The sequence below is a fragment of the Dactylosporangium sp. NBC_01737 genome, from assembly GCF_035963215.1.
GTDB lineage: Bacteria > Actinomycetota > Actinomycetes > Mycobacteriales > Micromonosporaceae > Dactylosporangium.
On record NZ_CP109153.1, the window covers coordinates 2599546 to 2616217 of the forward strand.

The 16672-nt window shown below is 70.9% G+C and carries 15 protein-coding genes; 8 read left to right on the forward strand and 7 right to left on the reverse strand.

Annotated features, from left to right (window positions below; genetic code table 11):
* Window positions 1–95: 95 nt before the first annotated feature.
* The gene (locus tag OHA72_RS11335; RefSeq protein WP_327007804.1) at window positions 96–608 is read right to left on the reverse strand and encodes an SMI1/KNR4 family protein; all 513 of its coding nucleotides are present in this window, start codon (window positions 606–608) and stop codon (window positions 96–98) included.
* Window positions 609–638: 30 nt separating this feature from the next.
* Entirely contained in the window at window positions 639–1331 is a 693-nt protein-coding gene (locus OHA72_RS11340; protein ID WP_327007805.1) for a DUF1963 domain-containing protein, read from the reverse strand.
* Between the two features lie 53 nt (window positions 1332–1384).
* Between OHA72_RS11340 and OHA72_RS11345 the strand changes: the two genes are divergently transcribed.
* On the forward strand, window positions 1385–2074 hold the full coding sequence (locus OHA72_RS11345; RefSeq protein WP_327007806.1) for a hypothetical protein: 690 nt from the start codon (window positions 1385–1387) through the stop codon (window positions 2072–2074).
* A gap of 101 nt (window positions 2075–2175) precedes the next feature.
* On the opposite strand, the gene OHA72_RS11350 is transcribed toward OHA72_RS11345, so the two are convergent.
* Window positions 2176–2541 carry a winged helix-turn-helix transcriptional regulator gene (locus OHA72_RS11350; protein WP_327007807.1) on the reverse strand — a complete coding sequence of 122 codons (366 nt, stop codon included), beginning with the start codon at window positions 2539–2541 and terminating at the stop codon, window positions 2176–2178.
* Window positions 2542–2621: 80 nt separating this feature from the next.
* Between OHA72_RS11350 and OHA72_RS11355 the strand changes: the two genes are divergently transcribed.
* The 3 genes from OHA72_RS11355 to OHA72_RS11365 all read left to right on the forward strand — a co-directional run bounded on the left by OHA72_RS11355 (window position 2622) and on the right by OHA72_RS11365 (window position 5165).
* On the forward strand, window positions 2622–3458 hold the full coding sequence (locus OHA72_RS11355; protein ID WP_327007808.1) for an SDR family oxidoreductase: 837 nt from the start codon (window positions 2622–2624) through the stop codon (window positions 3456–3458).
* A gap of 91 nt (window positions 3459–3549) precedes the next feature.
* Window positions 3550–4035, forward strand: coding sequence for a SigE family RNA polymerase sigma factor (locus tag OHA72_RS11360; protein WP_327007809.1), 486 nt, complete (start codon window positions 3550–3552; stop codon window positions 4033–4035).
* Window positions 4032–5165, forward strand: coding sequence for a hypothetical protein (locus tag OHA72_RS11365; RefSeq protein WP_327007810.1), 1134 nt, complete (start codon window positions 4032–4034; stop codon window positions 5163–5165). Before OHA72_RS11360 ends, OHA72_RS11365 begins: the two co-directional genes overlap by 4 nt.
* 7 nt (window positions 5166–5172) lie before the next feature.
* Here the strand turns inward: OHA72_RS11365 and OHA72_RS11370 are convergent, their stop codons facing one another.
* On the reverse strand, window positions 5173–5796 hold the full coding sequence (locus tag OHA72_RS11370; protein WP_327007811.1) for a hypothetical protein: 624 nt from the start codon (window positions 5794–5796) through the stop codon (window positions 5173–5175).
* Window positions 5797–5931: 135 nt separating this feature from the next.
* Between OHA72_RS11370 and OHA72_RS11375 the strand changes: the two genes are divergently transcribed.
* The gene (locus tag OHA72_RS11375) at window positions 5932–6417 is read left to right on the forward strand and encodes a hypothetical protein (protein ID WP_327007812.1); all 486 of its coding nucleotides are present in this window, start codon (window positions 5932–5934) and stop codon (window positions 6415–6417) included.
* Between the two features lie 49 nt (window positions 6418–6466).
* Here OHA72_RS11375 and OHA72_RS11380 read toward each other — a convergent pair whose 3' ends face one another.
* Window positions 6467–7534 (reverse strand): hypothetical protein, encoded by a 1068-nt coding sequence (locus tag OHA72_RS11380; protein ID WP_327007813.1) that lies wholly within the window; start codon window positions 7532–7534, stop codon window positions 6467–6469.
* Between the two features lie 177 nt (window positions 7535–7711).
* Between OHA72_RS11380 and OHA72_RS11385 the strand changes: the two genes are divergently transcribed.
* Genes OHA72_RS11385 through OHA72_RS11395 form a run of 3 tightly spaced genes read left to right on the forward strand, consistent with a single transcriptional unit; the run spans window position 7712 to window position 10727 of the window.
* Window positions 7712–8701 carry a permuted SH3 domain-containing protein gene (locus OHA72_RS11385; RefSeq protein WP_327007814.1) on the forward strand — a complete coding sequence of 330 codons (990 nt, stop codon included), beginning with the start codon at window positions 7712–7714 and terminating at the stop codon, window positions 8699–8701.
* Window positions 8698–9405 carry an ABC transporter ATP-binding protein gene (locus tag OHA72_RS11390; protein WP_327007815.1) on the forward strand — a complete coding sequence of 236 codons (708 nt, stop codon included), beginning with the start codon at window positions 8698–8700 and terminating at the stop codon, window positions 9403–9405. The genes OHA72_RS11385 and OHA72_RS11390 overlap by 4 nt, the downstream gene beginning before the upstream one ends.
* Window positions 9402–10727 (forward strand): ABC transporter permease, encoded by a 1326-nt coding sequence (locus OHA72_RS11395; protein WP_327007816.1) that lies wholly within the window; start codon window positions 9402–9404, stop codon window positions 10725–10727. Before OHA72_RS11390 ends, OHA72_RS11395 begins: the two co-directional genes overlap by 4 nt.
* Before the next feature lie 388 nt (window positions 10728–11115).
* On the opposite strand, the gene OHA72_RS11400 is transcribed toward OHA72_RS11395, so the two are convergent.
* Together OHA72_RS11400 and OHA72_RS11405 are read right to left on the reverse strand one after the other, a co-directional pair.
* Entirely contained in the window at window positions 11116–13431 is a 2316-nt protein-coding gene (locus OHA72_RS11400; RefSeq protein ID WP_327007817.1) for an AbfB domain-containing protein, read from the reverse strand.
* Between the two features lie 175 nt (window positions 13432–13606).
* On the reverse strand, window positions 13607–16447 hold the full coding sequence (locus OHA72_RS11405; protein ID WP_327007818.1) for a PQQ-dependent sugar dehydrogenase: 2841 nt from the start codon (window positions 16445–16447) through the stop codon (window positions 13607–13609).
* Between the last annotated feature and the right edge of the window lie 225 nt (window positions 16448–16672).

A 16672-nucleotide genomic window follows, 5' to 3' on the forward strand; every position in this document is an offset into this window, starting at 1 on the left:
CGGCGGCGTGACCGGATCCGCGGGCCTGTTCACCCATGGCGGCCTCGACCGGTCAGCCATGGCCGGAGCCCGTTTCCGGAGGCACCCGGGGGCGCTCAGTCTTCGTAGTCCTCGTCTGGGCGCAGGGCCTGGATGAAGGTGGCGAAGTCGGGTGCCAGCACCGTGATCCGGTAGTCGCGCTCCTGGTCGACGTGGACCACCTGCGGCTCGCCGTCTGGGCCGCAGGTGCGGTAGTCGAACGCGATCATGTCGTGGCCGGCGGAGGGGCAGTCGGCGAAGTACACGCCGATGGCGGGGTACTGCCACTCGTCCATCCAGAAGCGGCTGCCGGTGGGGCCGGCCAGGGAGTGGTCCAGCTCGCGGCCGATGCCCATGATGCCGTGCACGGCGACGTGGTCCTCGGCCCAGGTGGTGGCGGCCGGGGCGGGGCAGCAGGAGTTGCGGGGGATGCCGCCGTTGTGGGTGCGCATCAGGGCCACGTACGACGCCGGGAGCCGGTAGCCGAGTTCCGCCTCGACCGAGGCGATCAGCGCGTCGGACGGGACGTCGCCGACGTAGCTCTCCAGCGCGTAGTCGCTGTCGTCCCAGAACGTGTCCGTGGGCGGCATGCGGTGATCCTTCCCAGAAGCCGGGCGGGGTCAGGCGACCTCGAGGTAGCGCCGGGCGCCGGTGAGGCGGCCGACGGCCAGGTCCGGCTCGGGGAGCCAGAAGGAGACGTTGACGACCTCGCCCCAGGCGGTGCCCGGTTCGGCCTCCAGTTGGAGCAGGGGGCGCAGGCCGGGCAGGTGCAGGAAGGCGTCGCGCTGCCAGCCGAGCACCTGGTGCCTGGGCGGTCGGCCGGCGGCGTCCTCGGCAAGGTCGCGGGCGTTCATGGCGGCGACGGGGTCGGTGGTGAAGGCGTCGCGGAGGGCGGGCGCGTCATACGGCGGGACCGAACCGACCCGGTTCGCGGCGAGGGGCAGCGGCGGGATGACCTGGACGCCGGCGGGGGCGGGGCGCGGGGGAAGGCCCGCGGGCACGTGCAGCACCCTGCAGCCGTCATCGTGCCCCGGACCGTCCGGCGCACCCGGCGCGGGCGGTGCGGCGGTGAACGTGTCCTCGTGGAAGAAGAGCAGGGTGCCGGAGGCGGGCAGGGTCCAGGTCTCCGGGAGCAGGGCGGCGAGGTCGGCGCAGTCGAGGCGGGCGAGCAGGGTCATGGGCGTGCCACCGTACGCGGGCCAGTCCGTGCCGACGGGCAGGCCGGGCAGGCCGCCGTAGGAGTGCCGGGCGGCGGCTTCGGGGATCACCGTGAGTGCGGCCGCCGGCTCGATCAGGGACTCGAACAGGTGCATGCGGGGTTCCTCGCGGAAAGGCGGAAGTGGCACGGGGACTTTAGCGTGGGTGCATGGAGCCCTCGGCGATCGTGGTGAGCGTCGTCGCCTGCTTCGGAGTGCTCATCGTGCTGATCGTCGTCGGGGCCGTGGTGGCGGCGCGGCGGGAGCGGGAGCGGCAGGAGGCGCTGCGGGCCTGGGCGAAGCGGCACGGGTGGCAGGTCGTGGACAGGCCGCAGGTCGACTGGGGGCGGCGGATGCCCGGCAGGAACCGGCGGGGCGTGTCGCTCGCATTGTTCGGGACGCTGGGTGGGCGGCCGGTGGCCATCGGCGACTACTCGTACACGACGACGTCGACGTCGACCGATGCCAACGGGACGAGCCACACGACGACCACCACGCATCATCATGTCGCGGTGGTGGTGCGGCTGCGGATGCCGCGGCCGAGCGTGGCCGTGCACCGGCGGGGTGGTGGGTCGAAGCTGTGGCGGTCGCTGTTCGGGGACAAGGCGACCGCGATCGGCTATGAGGCGTTCGACAGTGCGTACCGGGTGAACGCACCGGACCCGAGCCTGGTCAGAGCGGTGCTCGGCGGGCCTCTGGTCGCGGAGCACGTCGCGGGCAGGCTGCCGGACTGGAGCGTCGAGGGCAACGAGCTGCTGACCTTCGTCCAGGGGCGGATCGGGGCGCCGGACGGCATCCCGGCGCAGTTCGGGCCCCTGCTGCGGGTCGCCGACCTGATCGAGGCGCACGCGCGGACCTGACGGCGCACGCGCAGGACCTGGCAGCGCACGCACAGGACCCAGAGGCGTACGCGCGGGACCCAGCGGCGCACGCACAGGAGCTGGAAAGGGCACGCGCGGACCTAACCGTCGTAGCGGGCCTGGGCGGCGGAGATGCCCGGCATCTCGGCCTCCACGAGCTCGATCAGCTCCAGGAGCTTCGTCGCGATCCGGCGGCCGGCGTCGGTGAGGCTGTACTCGACGCGGGGCGGGATCGTGCTCTGCACGGCGCGCAGGACCAGGCCGTCACGTTCGAGGGAGTGCAGGGTCTGCGACAGCATCTTCTCGCTGACGCCGTCGACGCGGCGGCGCAGCTCATTGAACCGGTGGGTGCCGTCCAGCAGCGCGGCCATCGACAGGATGCCCCAGCGGCCGGCGACCGTGTCCATGACCGGTCGCGAGGTGCAGTTTCTCGCGAAGACGTCGAAGACCAGCTCCTCGAAGGACATGAGACAACGGTAACTCAAGGTTTGCACTTTCTATAAGTTAGTGCTTACTGTGGGAGAGTAACCAGGACGAGGGAGTTCTCATGACCATCACTGTCACCGGCGCCACCGGCCACCTCGGTCGCTTCGTCGTCGAGGCGCTGCGGCACCGCGGCGCGCCCGTGGTCGCCGCGGTCCGCGACACGTCCAAGGATCTCGGTGTGCCGGCCCGGCTCGCCGACTACGACCGGCCCGAGACGCTCGTGCCGGCGTTCGAAGGGACCGACCGGCTGCTGTTCATCTCCGGCAGCGAGGCCGGCCGGCGGGTCGAGCAGCACCGGGCCGTCGTCGACGCCGCCGTGCGGGCCGGGGTCGGGCACATCGTGTACACGAGCATCACCAAGGCGGACACCTCGACCAACCCGCTCGCGCCCGAGCACAAGGCGACCGAGGAACTGATCGTCGCGTCGGGGCTGCCGTATACGTTCCTGCGCAACAACTGGTACCTCGAGAATTACACGGGCAACCTCGCCACGGCACTGGAGCACGGGGTGATCCTCGGCGCGGCGGGTCAGGGCAGGGTGGCCGCCGCGACCCGGGAGGACTTCGCCGCCGGCGCGGTGGCGGTGCTCACCGGTGACGGGCACGCGGGGAAGATCTACGAGGTCGGTGGCGACGTGACCATGTCAATGGCGGACCTCGCCGCCGAGGTCACGGCGCAGTCGGGCACCCAGGTCGCCTACCAGGACCTGCCGGCCGACGACTACGCGCAGGCGCTGATCGGGTTCGGCCTGCCCGAGGGGTTCGCGCGGCTGCTCGCGGCGGCCGACGTGTCGATCGCGCAGGGCAGCCTCGACGTGGCGACCGGCGATCTGTCGACGCTCATCGGGCGCCCCACCACGACCCTCGCCGAAGCCGTCGCGGTGGCGCTGAAGAAGTAGCCGGAGCAGGCCGCAGAAAAGCCGGAGACGCCGGGAACGCATCGGCACCCCCATGCGTGTGTGTGCTGTGGGGACGCCAATGATGACAGCGATGTCCAGGGCACCGGTCGGCGATTTCGAGTCGTTCTACCGGGCCGAAGCCGATCGGCTCTACCGTGCGCTCGCCGTCACCCTCGGCGATCCGCATCTCGCCCGCGACGCCGCGGACGAGGCGATGGCACGCGCCTACGCCCACTGGGGCCGGGTCCGTAGCCACGACAACCCGGGTGGATGGGCGTTCCGCGTCGGACTCAACTGGGCCACCTCCTGGTGGCGCAAGGTCCGGCGGGAGCGCCCTCTGCCGTCCACGGACACCGCCACCGGCGTCAAGGAAGGGCCGGACACGCACGCCGGCGCGCTCGCCGCGCTGCGGAACCTGCCGCTGCCGCAGCGCGCCGTGATCGTCTGCCGGGTTCTGCTGGACCTGTCCACCGCGGAGACCGCGGCCGTGCTCGGCGTCGCCGAGGGCACCGTCAAGAGCCGGATGGCGCGCGGCCTCGCCGAGCTGCGCCAGGCGCTGGGTGAGGAGCGCGCATGATGACCGACGACATCGCCGAGACGATCCGTCGCGCCGCCGATACCGTGCCCCCCAGCCGGTCGGACCTCGATGCCGTGCTGCGGCGGCACCGGGCGCACCGCCGCCGGCGTGCCGCGCTCGCCACGGTGGCCGCGGCGGTGGCGGTCATCGCGGTGACCGGTGTCACGGCGGGACTGACCAGGCAGGCGGCGCCCGGGACGCAGACACCGGCGACGCAGCCGCCGCCAACGCACGCGGCAACGCCGACGCCGGCAACGCAGGCGCGGGCGCAGCGGCTGCCACTGGACGCGGGCTGGGCGCTGGGGCCGGACAAGAACGGCGGCAAGGTCACGGTGCACGATGCGCGGGCCCTGCTGGAGCTCCGCGCCGACCAGCGGCTCGTCGCCAACCCGGTGCCGGCGGAGGTCGTCGACGACATCCGGTCGTGGGTGGCCCTGGACGACGGGCGTTCCGTCGTGCTGGGAGGCAAGGACCTGAAGCCGGGCGTCCAGCGTCAGGACGGGCCGGACGTCACCGACTACGCGATCAGGCTGCTGGTGCTCAGCCCGGACGCGCAGGTCAAGCTGCAGCGTGAGGTGCGCGTCCAGGGCCAGGACGTCCAGCTCATCGGGGCGACCGCGACGACGGCGTACCTGTACCGCACCCCAGGCCGCGTCATGGCGCACGACCTCGCGACCGGGGCGGAGCAGCGGCTCACCACCCTCGACCCGTTGCCCGCGTGGGAGGCGCAGACCCTCACGATCCAGGGCGGGGTGCTGTTCGCCGCATCGCGGGAGTCCTGCCGGCTGACGGCGACCGCGCTGGACACCGGCCGCAAGATGTCGGCGGATCTTACGCAGTGGTCCTGCCCGACGATGCGCACGGCCCGGCTCTCCCCGGACGGCGGGACTCTCGCGATCGCGGTGAGCGACGGCGACGAGGCCGCGACCGTGAGCCTGCTGAAGGTCGACGTCGCGACCGGGAAGGTCAGCTCGTTCCCGGTGAGCGGCGGCGTGGTGGCCCGCGACCTGAAGCCCGGCACGCTCGGCGTCGGCTGGGTGGGGACCTCGGTCCGGGTCGCCTGGCTACGGATGCCCGCCCCGGGCGTCCACACCCTCAGCGAGTCCATACAGGTCACCGACATCCCATAAGCGGAAATCAGTAGGACAGCGCGACCGTGGCGACGCCCGCGCCGACCAGTGCCACCGCCCAGACGGTGTCCAGGTCGACGCGGGCCAGCCGCTCCAGCCGCAGGCCGACCGTCTGGTAGACCAGCAGCGCGATCGCGCCGGCGACCGCGACCATCGCCGCGGTGTGCACCCCCGTGGCCAGGAAGCCCATCCAGAGCGGGTCGCCGCCGGCGCCGTGGTCGTGGCCGACGCCCGCGGGCGGGTTCGCCACCAGGACCGGGACCAGCATCAGGCCGGCGCCGTGGACGCTCGACATCAGAAACGACCACCCGGCGAGCTGCGCCGCGGACAGGTGCAGCCCGGGTGCGCCGACGTGCCGGCGCGAGACCGCCCGCCACAGGCCGAAGCCGACCAGGACGACGCCGCCGCCGATCGCCACGAACCGGGTCGCGACCACCGACTGCAGGGCGCTGACCAGGCCTGCGACCACGAAGATCGAGGCGGCGTGCCCGGCGGCGACCGGGGCGAGGGCCCGCAGCACCGCGGCCCGGCTGCGCTCCTGCACCCCGTTGGCGACCGCCAGCAACCAGCCCATGCCGGGGTTGAGGCCGTGGAAGGCCCCCATCGCCGCGAGCAGCGCGATCACCGGCATGATCCCGGAGCCTAGTGCGGATGTCCCCCGACCGGTGGACACCGGTAGGGCGGTCTTTGCGGCAACGTCTCAGGCCGTTCCCCACGGAGTCGATGGCAGGCACGTCGCGGTCACCGAAATCCTTGAGGAGCACGGATGCGCCCAGGTGCACGAAGCATCGCCCGCACCGCCTCCGGCCTGCTGATGGCCGCCGGCGGCACCCTCGTGGCGGTGACCCCGGCGGCCGCGGCAACCACGCCGAACGCCACCACACCGGGCACCAATTCGCTGCCGCACGCCGTCGGCGGATTCACCCCGCCGGCCACCCGTACCGACGTGAAGCTCAAGATCGGCGTCTCGGCCGCGCTGCCGGACAGCGCGACGCTCAAGTCCAACCTGCCGTCCGTCGGTGACCAGGGCCAGATCGGCTCCTGCGTGGCCTGGACCGTCGCCCACTCGATCATGGGCTACTACGCGAAGCGTGACGGCGCGGCCGGTGCCCCGTACGCGCCGCTGTACCTCTACATGCGCTCGGTGCAGAAGGGTGGCGCGCCGAACACGGGTCTGGTGCCGGAGAAGGCGCTGACCGAGGCGGCCACCAATGCCGCTGCCACGGCGTCGACCTTCACCTACAAGGTCTGACGCGTTCCAGGGCCGCCCCGCACCGGACACCGGTGCGGGGCGGCCGCCTTCAGATGCGTGACGTGAACGTCGACAGGTACCGGTCCGCGATCGGCGCCCCGGCGTTGGTGAAGCAGGCGATGCTGACCAGCGCGGTGCCGCCGGCGTCGCTCCACAGCTTCTCCAGGCCGCAGTAGCTCGACGAGTCGCCGAACGCGGTCACCTGCGAGTGCGTCTCCTTCTGGTGCAGGTCCGGGTACTTGATGACCATGCCGCCGATCGAGTTGGCGCCGAAGCCGTAGAGGCTGTTGAAGTTGGTCTGCCCGGCGAACGCGTTGGCCACGTAGCCGAAGTAGACCGGCACGTTCGCGGTCACCGCCCGCTGCCGGTGGAACGAGGCCACGAACTCCGAGTCCATCAACGCCCCGGTCGCCGGGTTGTAGCAGGCGACCAGCGCGATCACGTCGGTGCCGGACCAGCCCCAGCGGGCGACCTTGCACCGCCGCGGCTGCGCGTTGGGCTGTACCGCGGTCACCTGGATGTTGCCGGACTGCACGCCGGCCGTGCCGACACCGGTGAAGCGGACGGTGTAGTAGCCGGGCGAGGACGGTCCGATCGTGACCGGCCCGCCGGTCGAGTTGTACTGCTGCACGATCGCGCCCAGTGCGGTGGACTGCACGGAGGCGTACGCGTTCGCTGCCGGTACCACACCGGAACTGAGCGTCCAGAGCACCGTGAACGGGGTGTCGACGGGGAAGCCGCCGGGCTTGAAGCACTGGACGTCGACGATCTCGTCCACGCCGGAGAGGTTCCAGCGGACCGCCTCGCAGAAGCGGCCGTCGGGGTTGACGGCGGTGACGTGCGGGATGCCCCTGGCGCCGGCGACGCCGATCTGCGGGAAACGCACCAGGTAGCGGCCGGTGGTCACCTTGATCCCGTCGGCCCAGGCGGCCGGAGCGAGGGTCTTCCAGCTGCCCCACTGGTAGGTGGTGGGCAGTGTGTTCCACACCGTGATGGTGGGGTCCTTCACGTACGCGAAGCCCCAGCGGTCAGGGGTGGCGGCCTGCGCCGGGGCGGAGGGGAGGAGGAGGGCTGCCGTCACCATGGCGGTGGCGACGGCGACCAGTCTTCTGCGCATCTGTGCTCCAATCGATGTTGGTCGATGCTGCTGGATGCACTGTGCCGGGGGTTGCATCAAAACGCTGTCGTGTTCAGTACATTTCCTCACCCGTATGAAATTCATGATGGGACATCGCCTCACCCGGTCGACCGCTACCCTTTGCCGGACTTCGATCCTTGCTGGGGGTGAACCCGGGTGCGACGAATCCTTTTCGCGGTGGCCGCCGTCGGTGCTTTGAGTGCACTGGGCGCCTGCACGGCATCGGGCGCGGAGGAGGTGAGCACTCCCGGCCTCGCCGACCGGGGCGCCGCGATGACGACGGTGAAGCCGACCCGGCAGGACCTGACCAACAAGGTGAGCCTGAGCGGCAAGGTGCAGCTGAGCCCGACGTTCGGCCTGGTGGCCCCGATCGACGGCGAGATCCGCTACCTCGACGTGAAGACGTCGACGAGCACGCCGACCAAGCCGACCAAGGTCGCCAACATCTGGGTCAGCGGCAAGGCGACGCCCATCGAGGTGCCGGCCGGCGCCATCTTCAGCGGCCGCCTCGTCGACGACCGGTCCAAGGTGACCGCCGGCATGCCGATCGTCTCGGCGAAGCAGGTCGGCTACGGCGTCGTCGCGGACATCGACGGCTCGCAGGCGTACCAGATCTCCGACAATCTCGAGTCGGTGCAGGCGCAGATCAAGAGCGGCCCCGGGCCGTTCCCGTGCGAGGTCCTCGGCACGCTCGCCGCGCTGCCGGCCGGCACGATCCCGGAGCCGGTAACGCCCACCCCCAACCCGTCGGCCTCGGCCGCGCCCCCGCCGAAGGTCATCGGCCAGCAGCAGCAGCAGCCGTCGGAGCCGACGGGCATGCGCCTGGTCTGCGTACCGCCGGCCGACGTCAAGGCGATCAACGGTGCCGCCACCACGGTCGAGGTGATCACCGCCCGCGCGGCGAACGCGCTGGTGCTGCCGGTCGAGGCGGTCGCCGGCTCGCAGGGCAAGGGCAAGGTCGACATCGTCAAGCCCGACCAGACGCGGGAGACCCGCGACGTGACGCTCGGCCTCAGCGACGGCAAGGTCATCGAGATCAAGAGCGGCCTCAACGGCGACGAGACGGTCGCGGTGCCCGGCCCGAACCTGCCCGGGGCCAAGAACAACGGCGGCGGTGGCGAGCCGATCCCGGGGTTCAGCAAGTGAGTCCGCTGATCGAGATGGTGGGGATCACCAAGACCCTCAAGGGCCAGCAGGAGCCGCGGGTGATCCTCGACGGTGTCGACCTGACCGTCGACCGGGGCGAGAGCGTCGCGATCCTGGGCAGGTCCGGATCGGGCAAGAGCACCCTGCTGAGCCTCATCGGCCTGTTCGACCGGCCCGACGACGGGCACTACTTCATGAACGGCCGCGACCTGGCCCGCATCCCGGAGCGCAAGGCCGCCGCCCTGCGCAGCGCCGAGTTCGGCTTCGTCTTCCAGCGCTTCTTCCTGCTCAAGCACCTCACCGCCGCACAGAACGTGGCGATGGCCCTGGTCAACGGGCAGGGCTGGCTGCCACGCAGGCACCGCCGCGCCCGGGTGCTGGAGGCCCTCGACCAGGTCGGCATCGCGCACCTGGCGAAGCAGCGTCCGGCGAAGCTCTCCGGCGGTGAGCAGCAGCGGGTCGCGGTCGCCAGGGCCCTCGTGCGCAGCCCGAGCCTGCTGCTCGCCGACGAGCCGACCGGCGCCCTGGACACCGAGACCGGCAACCTCGTCATCGAGGTCATGCGCGCCGCCACCGACCGTGGCTGCGGCCTGATCCTCGTCACGCACGACCACGCCCACGCGGCCAAGATGCAGCGCGTGCTGTCCCTGAGCGACGGGGTGCTGACAGGAACGAACAAGAGCGCGGCGGAGGTGACGGCGTGATCAGACTTTCGGGCCGGTTCCGTTCGGCGCTCATCATCGGCGGGCAGGGCATCCGGTCGCGCAAGCTGCGCACGTTCCTGTCCATGATCAGCCTGTTCCTGGGCGTCCTGGCGGTCGTTACCGTCCAGGCCGGCGCGGAGACGGCCAAGACGCTGCGCCTGGCCGACCTGGAGCTGCACGTCGGCAAGGACGGCACCCGCCAGATGTACGTGCCGTCGATGCCCGACGCGATGGACGCCGCCCTCAACACCGTCGCCGGCAAGCCGGACGCCATCGGTCTGATGCAGTACCAGGCGATCATCGGCGAGCCGAACGTGCTGCCGATCAACCAGGGCGCGGCGCCGTTCGACAACAACGACGGCGGCTACTACGGGCCGTCGATGGAGATGTACTGCGACCCGATGACCGGCGCGTGCCGCCCCATCCGGAGCGAGCAGGGGCCGCAGCCGACCCGCGGGCAGGCGGTCGAGCTGGTCCTGCAGGGCCTCACCGGCGACATCCGGCAGTTCCGCCCGTTCCGCCCGGTGGCCGGCAACTGGCTCGACTTCAGCGGTGAGCCGTCGTACTCGCCCCGCCTGGTGCTGAACAAGGAGGCCGCGAAGGGCTTCACCCGCTACCAGATCCCCGCCGAGATGCGCGTCGAGGGCGCCGTGGCCAACCCGACGCCGCGCATCGTCGGCGTCATCGACGACGGCAACTCGCAGCCGACGGCGTACGTGCGGGTCGACGAGATGCGCAACTGGATGCCGAAGACGGTCGCGAACCAGATGTACGGCCCCGGCCTGCAGCTGATGTTCGCGCCCTCCGCCGGCGAGACCGAGGCGCTGGTGGTGCGCAAGCTCACCGCGCTCGGCCTGCCCCAGGAGATGCTCCACGTCGAGACCATCAACGCTCGCAAGGACATCGCGGGCGAGCTGGCGATCATCCGCTGGATCTTCCTCGGCATGGCGGGCCTGGTGCTGCTCATCGGCGTCGCCGGCATCCTCAACGTCGGCCTCGCCACCGTCGGCGAGCGGGTCGAGGAGTTCGCGCTGCGGCGGGCGGTCGGCACGCCGCGCTCGCTGCTGGCCGGCATCGTGCTGGCCGAGACGCTGCTGACCGGGCTGCTCACCGCGGCGGCCGCGATCGGCCTCGCGGTCGTCGCGCTCGACGTCGGGGCGGGGCTGCTCGGCTCGCGGGTCCCGCAGCTGCAGGACATGACGTTCCCCTGGCAGGCCGGCGTCGCCGGCGTCATCGCCGGCCTGGTGGCGGGCCTGCTCGGCGGCTCGATCCCGGCGATCCGCGCCGCCCGGATCCCCATCGCCACCGTCATGAGGGCGTAACAGCTTGGGTAGGCCCCACGGAGCCGGCGGCGGAGCCGGCGGAGCTGGAAACAGCTTGTGTGGGCCCCACGGAACCGGCGGCGGAGCCGGCGGAGCTGGAATCAGCTTGTGTGGGAGCGGAGCGAGCATGGGGGGTGTGGGGAGGCGCAGCCCTCCACGGAACCGGCGGCGGAGCCGGCGGAGCTGGAATCAGCTTGTGTGGGAGCGGAGCGAGCATGGGGGGTGTGGGGAGGCGCAGCCCCCCACGGAACCGGCGGCGGAACCGGCGGCGGAACCGGCGGCGGAACCGGCGGCGGAACCGGCGGCGGAACCGGCGGCGGAGCCGGCGGAGCTGGCGGAGCTGGAAACAGGGGACGCCGGGTCGGCGTCCCCTGCTTCGATCCACCCTTTACGGGGCCCAGGGGTTCTCCACGGACCACGTCGTGTCCTCGGTGAAGGACGCGGGCGCGTCCCATGCGTTCGGCCCGCCCGGCGTCGCCAGCCACAGCTCCGAAGCGCGGTGGCGCAGGAACTGGCCCGGGAAGTTCCAGGCGGTCAGCCGCACCCCACCGGTGCCCTGCTGGGCGCACCAGGTGGCGTCGGCCTTGAACAACGCCGAGTTGTCGTTGGCGTCCTTGCGGATGCGGTACGCCTGGTGCCGCAGGTACTGCCCGGGGTAGTTGCGCGACTCGAAGGAGTAGCACGACGAGTCCGCCAGGCCGGGCACGATCCGCCAGGTGGCGTCCTGCTTGAGCAGGGCGCTGCTGTTGGCGTCGACGACCTCGGTGTAGCCGAGGCTGTTCTGGTGCCGGATGTAGCGGGTGGTGCAGCACGGCGTCACGACCCGGAACGACCGGTACACGTTGGTGGGCAGCGTGGCCGGCGCCGGCGGGTTGGTGGAGGCGTTGATGAGCGCCTGGTTCGCGGCCCGGACGCGGGCCGTGTCGACCTTCACCACCTGCCGGTCGTAGGTGAGGAAGCCGTTGCTCTCGTTCTCCACGTCGGTGATCTCGGTGTAGACCGACGCAGACAGGCCGGCCGGCATGCCGCCGGTGCGGATCTGGTCGTAGAGGCCGACGACGCGGTTGTTGAGCGCCGCGACGCTGGCCTGGTCCTCGTAGCTGAAGCCGTTGCCGGGCGACCACTCGTGCCCGGCCACCTTCCACCCGAGGCCGCCGAACTCGCCCAGGACCGCGGCCCGGGTCGCGGTCGGCAGGGTGGAGCCGGGACCGACGTAGATGTGGTTGTCGATCACGTCGCCGTTGCCGCCGTCGACGGAGCCGCAGCAGTTGACGCCGCTCATGTTGTTGACCAGGCGCGAGGGGTCGTAGGCCTTGACCTCGTTGGCGATGCGGGCCTGGTCGTACTGGCCCCAGCCCTCGTTCTGGTTGACCCACATGACCAGCGACGGTGAGCTGCGGTGCTGGTCGATGATGCGGTCGTACTCGAGCTCCCACTGGGTGCGGGCCGCCGTCGTCGGGTTCTTGCCGGTCGGCATGGCGGGCATGTCCTGCCACACCAGCAGGCCGAGCTGGTCCGCGGCGTAGAACCAGCGCTGCGGCTCGACCTTGATGTGCTTGCGGACCATGTTGAAGCCGAGGTCCTTGTGCGCCTGCAGGTCGTAGCGCAGGGCGGCGTCGGTGGGCGCGGTGTAGATGCCGTCGGGCCAGTAGCCCTGATCGAGGGTGCCGGACTGGAAGACGAACTGGCCGTTGAGCAGGATGCGCAGCTTGCCGTTGACGTTGCCGATCGAGATGGAGCGCATGCCGGCGTAGCTGCCGACCGAGTCCACGACCGTCGAGCCGGTCTTGAGATCGACGCGGACGTTGTACAGGAAGGGATCGCTGGGCGACCAGCGGTGCGCGTTGGGCACCGGGACGCTGAACGCGGTGCCGGTGCCGCCGTTGGCGGTGCCGACCTGGGTGGTGCCGTTGAGCACGGTGGCGGTCACGGTGTGCCCGGACAGCCCGGCGCCCTGGACGTTGACCGACAGCGTGTTGTTGGCGATGTTCGGGACCAGGTCCACGCGGGTGATCCGGGCCGTCGGGGTCGGCTCCAGCCACACCGTCTGCCAGATGCCCGAGGAACCGGTGTAGAAGATGCCGCCGCCCGCGTGCGGGAGCACGTCGTTGCGGCGCTGCTTGCCGACCGCCTGGGTGCCCGCGTCCGTGGGGTCGTAGACGCCGACGACGATGGTGTTGGTGCCGCCGTTGAGCAGGGGCGTGATGTCGTAGGTGAAGGCGTCGTAGCCTCCACTGTGGACCGCGCCTGCCTGGGTGCCGTTGACCCAGACGGTGCTCTGCCAGTCCACGGCGCCGAAGTTGAGCTGCACCCGGCGGCCGGCCCAGCCCGCGGGGACGGTGAAGGTCCGGCGGTACCAGAGCTTGTCGTTCTCGGTGACCTTGCGCTGGATGCCCGACAGCGCCGACTCGACGGGGTAGGGGACGCGGATCTGCTCGCCGAACGTGGCGGGCGGGGTGCTCTGGCCGCTGCCGGTGACCGCGAAGTCCCAGATGCCGTTGAGGTTCTGCCAGTCGGTGCGGGTCAGCTGCGGGCGGGGGTATTCCGGCAGCGGGTTGGTCGTGGACACCGAGTTGGTCCACGGGGTGGTCATCGGGGGAGTCTTCGGAGTCCAGGCGCTGGCCGGGCTCGCGGTGGCGATCACGGTGCCCGCGGTGGCCAGCAACGGGGCCAGGGCAAGGGCGAACCATCTGGAGAGCTTCATACGAGGGGCTCCTCGAGGTATGCGTCAGCCCCGGTGGCGGCCGAGGCTGATCCGTGGGGACGACGGACGTCCCCACGGACCAACACATACACTCACGATCCAACGAAGAGTGTCAAGTGTCACTCATCAATATCCCGCACAAGTGCGTGACGGGACCGCACATTTTCCAACAGCGTCAGGCTCCGACGAGTTCGAACTTCTCCCAGGGGCCGATCGACGCGCGGTTCGCGATGAGCGAGCCGGCGCCGTTGTTCTCCGCGGTGACGTACTGGCTGTTCACCGTCGCCTGCAGGCTCTCGCTGCCGTCGGCGTTGCGGATCAGGTTGAACGTCTCCCACGAGCCCGCCGTGGGCCGGTTGGCCAGCAGCGGGTTGGCGCCGCCGTTCTCCGCGCAGACGAACTGGCCGTTCGCCTTGGACTTCAGCGCCACCTTGGTGCCGCCGAGGCTGACCAGCTCGAACTGCTGGGCGGTGCCGATCGACGCCGAGTTGGCGATCAGTGCGGTGGTGGCGTTCGGTGCCGACACGTACAGGTTGTTCGTCAGCGAACGGAGACTGACCGTCGGGCCGGTCGAGGTGGTCCCGGTCGTGAACGTGAACGCGTCGACGTCGAACAGGTTGCCCGATCCGCCCTTGAACACCAGGTACAGGGTGGTGGCGGTGCCGGGCGCGCCGGAGATGTTCGCGGAGACGTTGGCGAACGTGTCCCAGCTGCCGGTCGGGGCCACGGTGGCGGTGCCGAGCAGCGTGCCGGTCGGCGAGCCGGCGCGGACCTCGATCGTGCCGCCCGCGCCCGCCGAGGAGACCCGGGCGGTGAACTGGGTGGCGTTGTTCAGCAGGTACGGCGTGTAGGAGATCCAGTCGCCGTTCTCGATGAAGCCGGCGGTGTTGCCGCCCTCGGCCGTCGCGTGCGCGGCCACCTGGATGCCCGACTGGGCGCCGAAGTGCTCGCCCTGGCGGTGCTTCGGCTGCAGCGTGCGGATCACGTGCGTGGTCAGCCCGCCGTTGTCGGTGTAGGCCGCGTCGAAGACGCCGAAGATGTTCGCGGCGGCGTCGTGCTCACCGTCGACCGGCACGGCGATCGAGCCGGTGCAGCCGGTCTTCGAGGTGATCTGGTGGGCGTGGCTGTCATGCCCCAGCGAGTAGGTCATGCTCACCCGCGAGCAGTTGATCGTGCCGTCCTCGGCGTCGGTGACGCTGATCGTGAAGGGCACGCTGTCGCCGAAGTTGAACAGCTGGCCGTTGGCCGGCAGTGACAGCGTCACGTTCGGCGCGGTGTTGCCCACGGTGATGACGGTGCTCGCCGATCCGGTGAGGTTCGCCGGGTCCTTGACGGTCAGGGTCGGCGTCTTGGTGCCGTTGGTGGTGTAGGTGTACGTCGGGTTCGCCGCCGTCGAGTCGACGGTGCCGTTGCCGTCGAAGTCCCAGGCGTAGGTGAGCGCGCCGCCCTCGGGGTCCGAGCTGCCGGCCGAGGAGAAGCTGACCGTCAGCGGGCTCGGGCCGGACGTCACCGACGGGGTGATCTTCGCCGTCGGCGCGCGGTTGCCGCCGCCGATGTACTCCACCCGGTACAGCGCCTGGTTGTTGCTGCCGGTGCCGTAGTCCAGCACGTACAGCGCGCCGTCGGGGCCGAAGGCCATGTCCATGACCTGGGTGCCGGCCCACGGGAAGGTCGAGATCTCGCCGGGGCTGCCGTCCGCGTTGACCTTGATCGGCTTGATCCAGCGGCGGCCGTACTCGCCGGCGAAGAAGTTGCCGTCCAGGGTCTGGGGGAACTTCACCGCCGAGTTGAGGCCGGCGTTGTAGCGGTACACCGGACCGCCCATCGGCGACTCGGAGCCGCCGCCGAACTCCGGCGGGGTCGAGTCGAACCCGTAGCGGATCCAGCTGGACTTCGCCGCGGGCAGCGTGGTGAGACCGGTGTTGCGGAACGAGTTGTTCGTGGGTCCGCCGCCGCAGTTGTACTTCGGCCCGGTCGCGTTGGTCGCGAAGTTCCACTCGTTGTAGGTCTCGTTGGTGGAGTTGCTGCCGGTGCAGTACGGCCAGCCGTAGTTGCCGGGTCCGGTGATCCGGTTGAACTCGACCTGCCCGCCCGGGCCGCGGTTCGCGTCGGCCGCGCCGGCGTCCGGTCCGTAGTCGCCCAGGTAGACGATGCCGGTCGGCTTGTCCACGCTCATCCGGAACGGGTTGCGCAGGCCCATCGCGTAGATCTCGGGACGGGTCTTCGCGGTGCCCGGCGCGAACAGGTTGCCCGACGGGATGGCGTAGGTGCCGTCCGTGTTCGGCTTGATCCGCAGGACCTTGCCGCGCAGGTCGTTGGAGTTGGCCGAGGAGCGCTGCGCGTCGTACTGCGGGTTGCGGTTGGTCCGCTCGTCGATCGGCGCGTAGGAGCCGGACTCGAACGGGTTGGTGTCGTCACCCGTGGTCAGGTACAGGTTGCCCGCGGCGTCGAAGTCGATGTCGCCGCCGACGTGGCAGCAGCTGCCCCGGTCGTTGGCGACGGTCAGCACGACCTTCTCGCTGGCGAAGTCGAGCGTGTTGTCGGTCTTCAGCGTGAAGCGGGACAGGTTGAGGTGGCCCTTCCACGGCGCGAAGTCCGCGTCGGTGCCGGTGGCCGGCGAGTCCCCGGCGGGGGTCGACAGCGGTGGCGAGTAGTACAGCCACACCCAGCGGTTGGAGGCGAAGCCGGGGTCGACGGCGACGCCCTGCAGCCCCTCCTCGTCGTGGGTGTAGACGGACAGCTTGCCGGCCACCTTGGTGTTGCCGGCGGCGTCGGTGACGCGGACTGTGCCGTCGCGGGCGGTGTGGATCACCGTGCGGTCCGGCATCACGGCCAGGGACATCGGCTCGCCGAGCTCGGCACTGCCCAGGGCCAGCTGGACGTGCTGATAATCGGTGGCCGGCAGGGGGATCGCGGCGGCGGCGGGCGCGTGGGCGATCGCGGCCACGACGGAGCTGCCGGCGGCGAGGGTGGCTGCGGTGAGCAGCCTTCGCCACCGGCGAGGGGATGGTGCCATTACGGGGGTGTCCTTCCTGGGCTGATGGGGGTTCCAGCCAGGCAAGACGCGCGCCGATCGCGCTTCCTGAGACCGTGCGGCGCTCGGGTGCCGATCCCTTCGCGCGCGCGGGCGATGAGAACTGTGGCGGTGGATGGCGGCCACCGTGTTAGTTATCAGGGCTAACTAACCATCGCGCCGGACAAACGGCAATGCTGAGTTTTTCGGGATGCGGCATTTCTGCCG

Coding starts and splice junctions, on each gene's coding strand:
- OHA72_RS11335 (WP_327007804.1), bottom strand. CDS start 608: ATGCCGCCCACGGACACGTTCTGGGACGACAGCGACTACGCGCTGGAG.
- OHA72_RS11340 (WP_327007805.1), bottom strand. CDS start 1,331: ATGCACCTGTTCGAGTCCCTGATCGAGCCGGCGGCCGCACTCACGGTG.
- OHA72_RS11345 (WP_327007806.1), top strand. CDS start 1,385: ATGGAGCCCTCGGCGATCGTGGTGAGCGTCGTCGCCTGCTTCGGAGTG.
- OHA72_RS11350 (WP_327007807.1), bottom strand. CDS start 2,541: ATGTCCTTCGAGGAGCTGGTCTTCGACGTCTTCGCGAGAAACTGCACC.
- OHA72_RS11355 (WP_327007808.1), top strand. CDS start 2,622: ATGACCATCACTGTCACCGGCGCCACCGGCCACCTCGGTCGCTTCGTC.
- OHA72_RS11360 (WP_327007809.1), top strand. CDS start 3,550: ATGTCCAGGGCACCGGTCGGCGATTTCGAGTCGTTCTACCGGGCCGAA.
- OHA72_RS11365 (WP_327007810.1), top strand. CDS start 4,032: ATGATGACCGACGACATCGCCGAGACGATCCGTCGCGCCGCCGATACC.
- OHA72_RS11370 (WP_327007811.1), bottom strand. CDS start 5,796: ATGCCGGTGATCGCGCTGCTCGCGGCGATGGGGGCCTTCCACGGCCTC.
- OHA72_RS11375 (WP_327007812.1), top strand. CDS start 5,932: ATGCGCCCAGGTGCACGAAGCATCGCCCGCACCGCCTCCGGCCTGCTG.
- OHA72_RS11380 (WP_327007813.1), bottom strand. CDS start 7,534: ATGCGCAGAAGACTGGTCGCCGTCGCCACCGCCATGGTGACGGCAGCC.
- OHA72_RS11400 (WP_327007817.1), bottom strand. CDS start 13,431: ATGAAGCTCTCCAGATGGTTCGCCCTTGCCCTGGCCCCGTTGCTGGCC.
- OHA72_RS11405 (WP_327007818.1), bottom strand. CDS start 16,447: ATGGCACCATCCCCTCGCCGGTGGCGAAGGCTGCTCACCGCAGCCACC.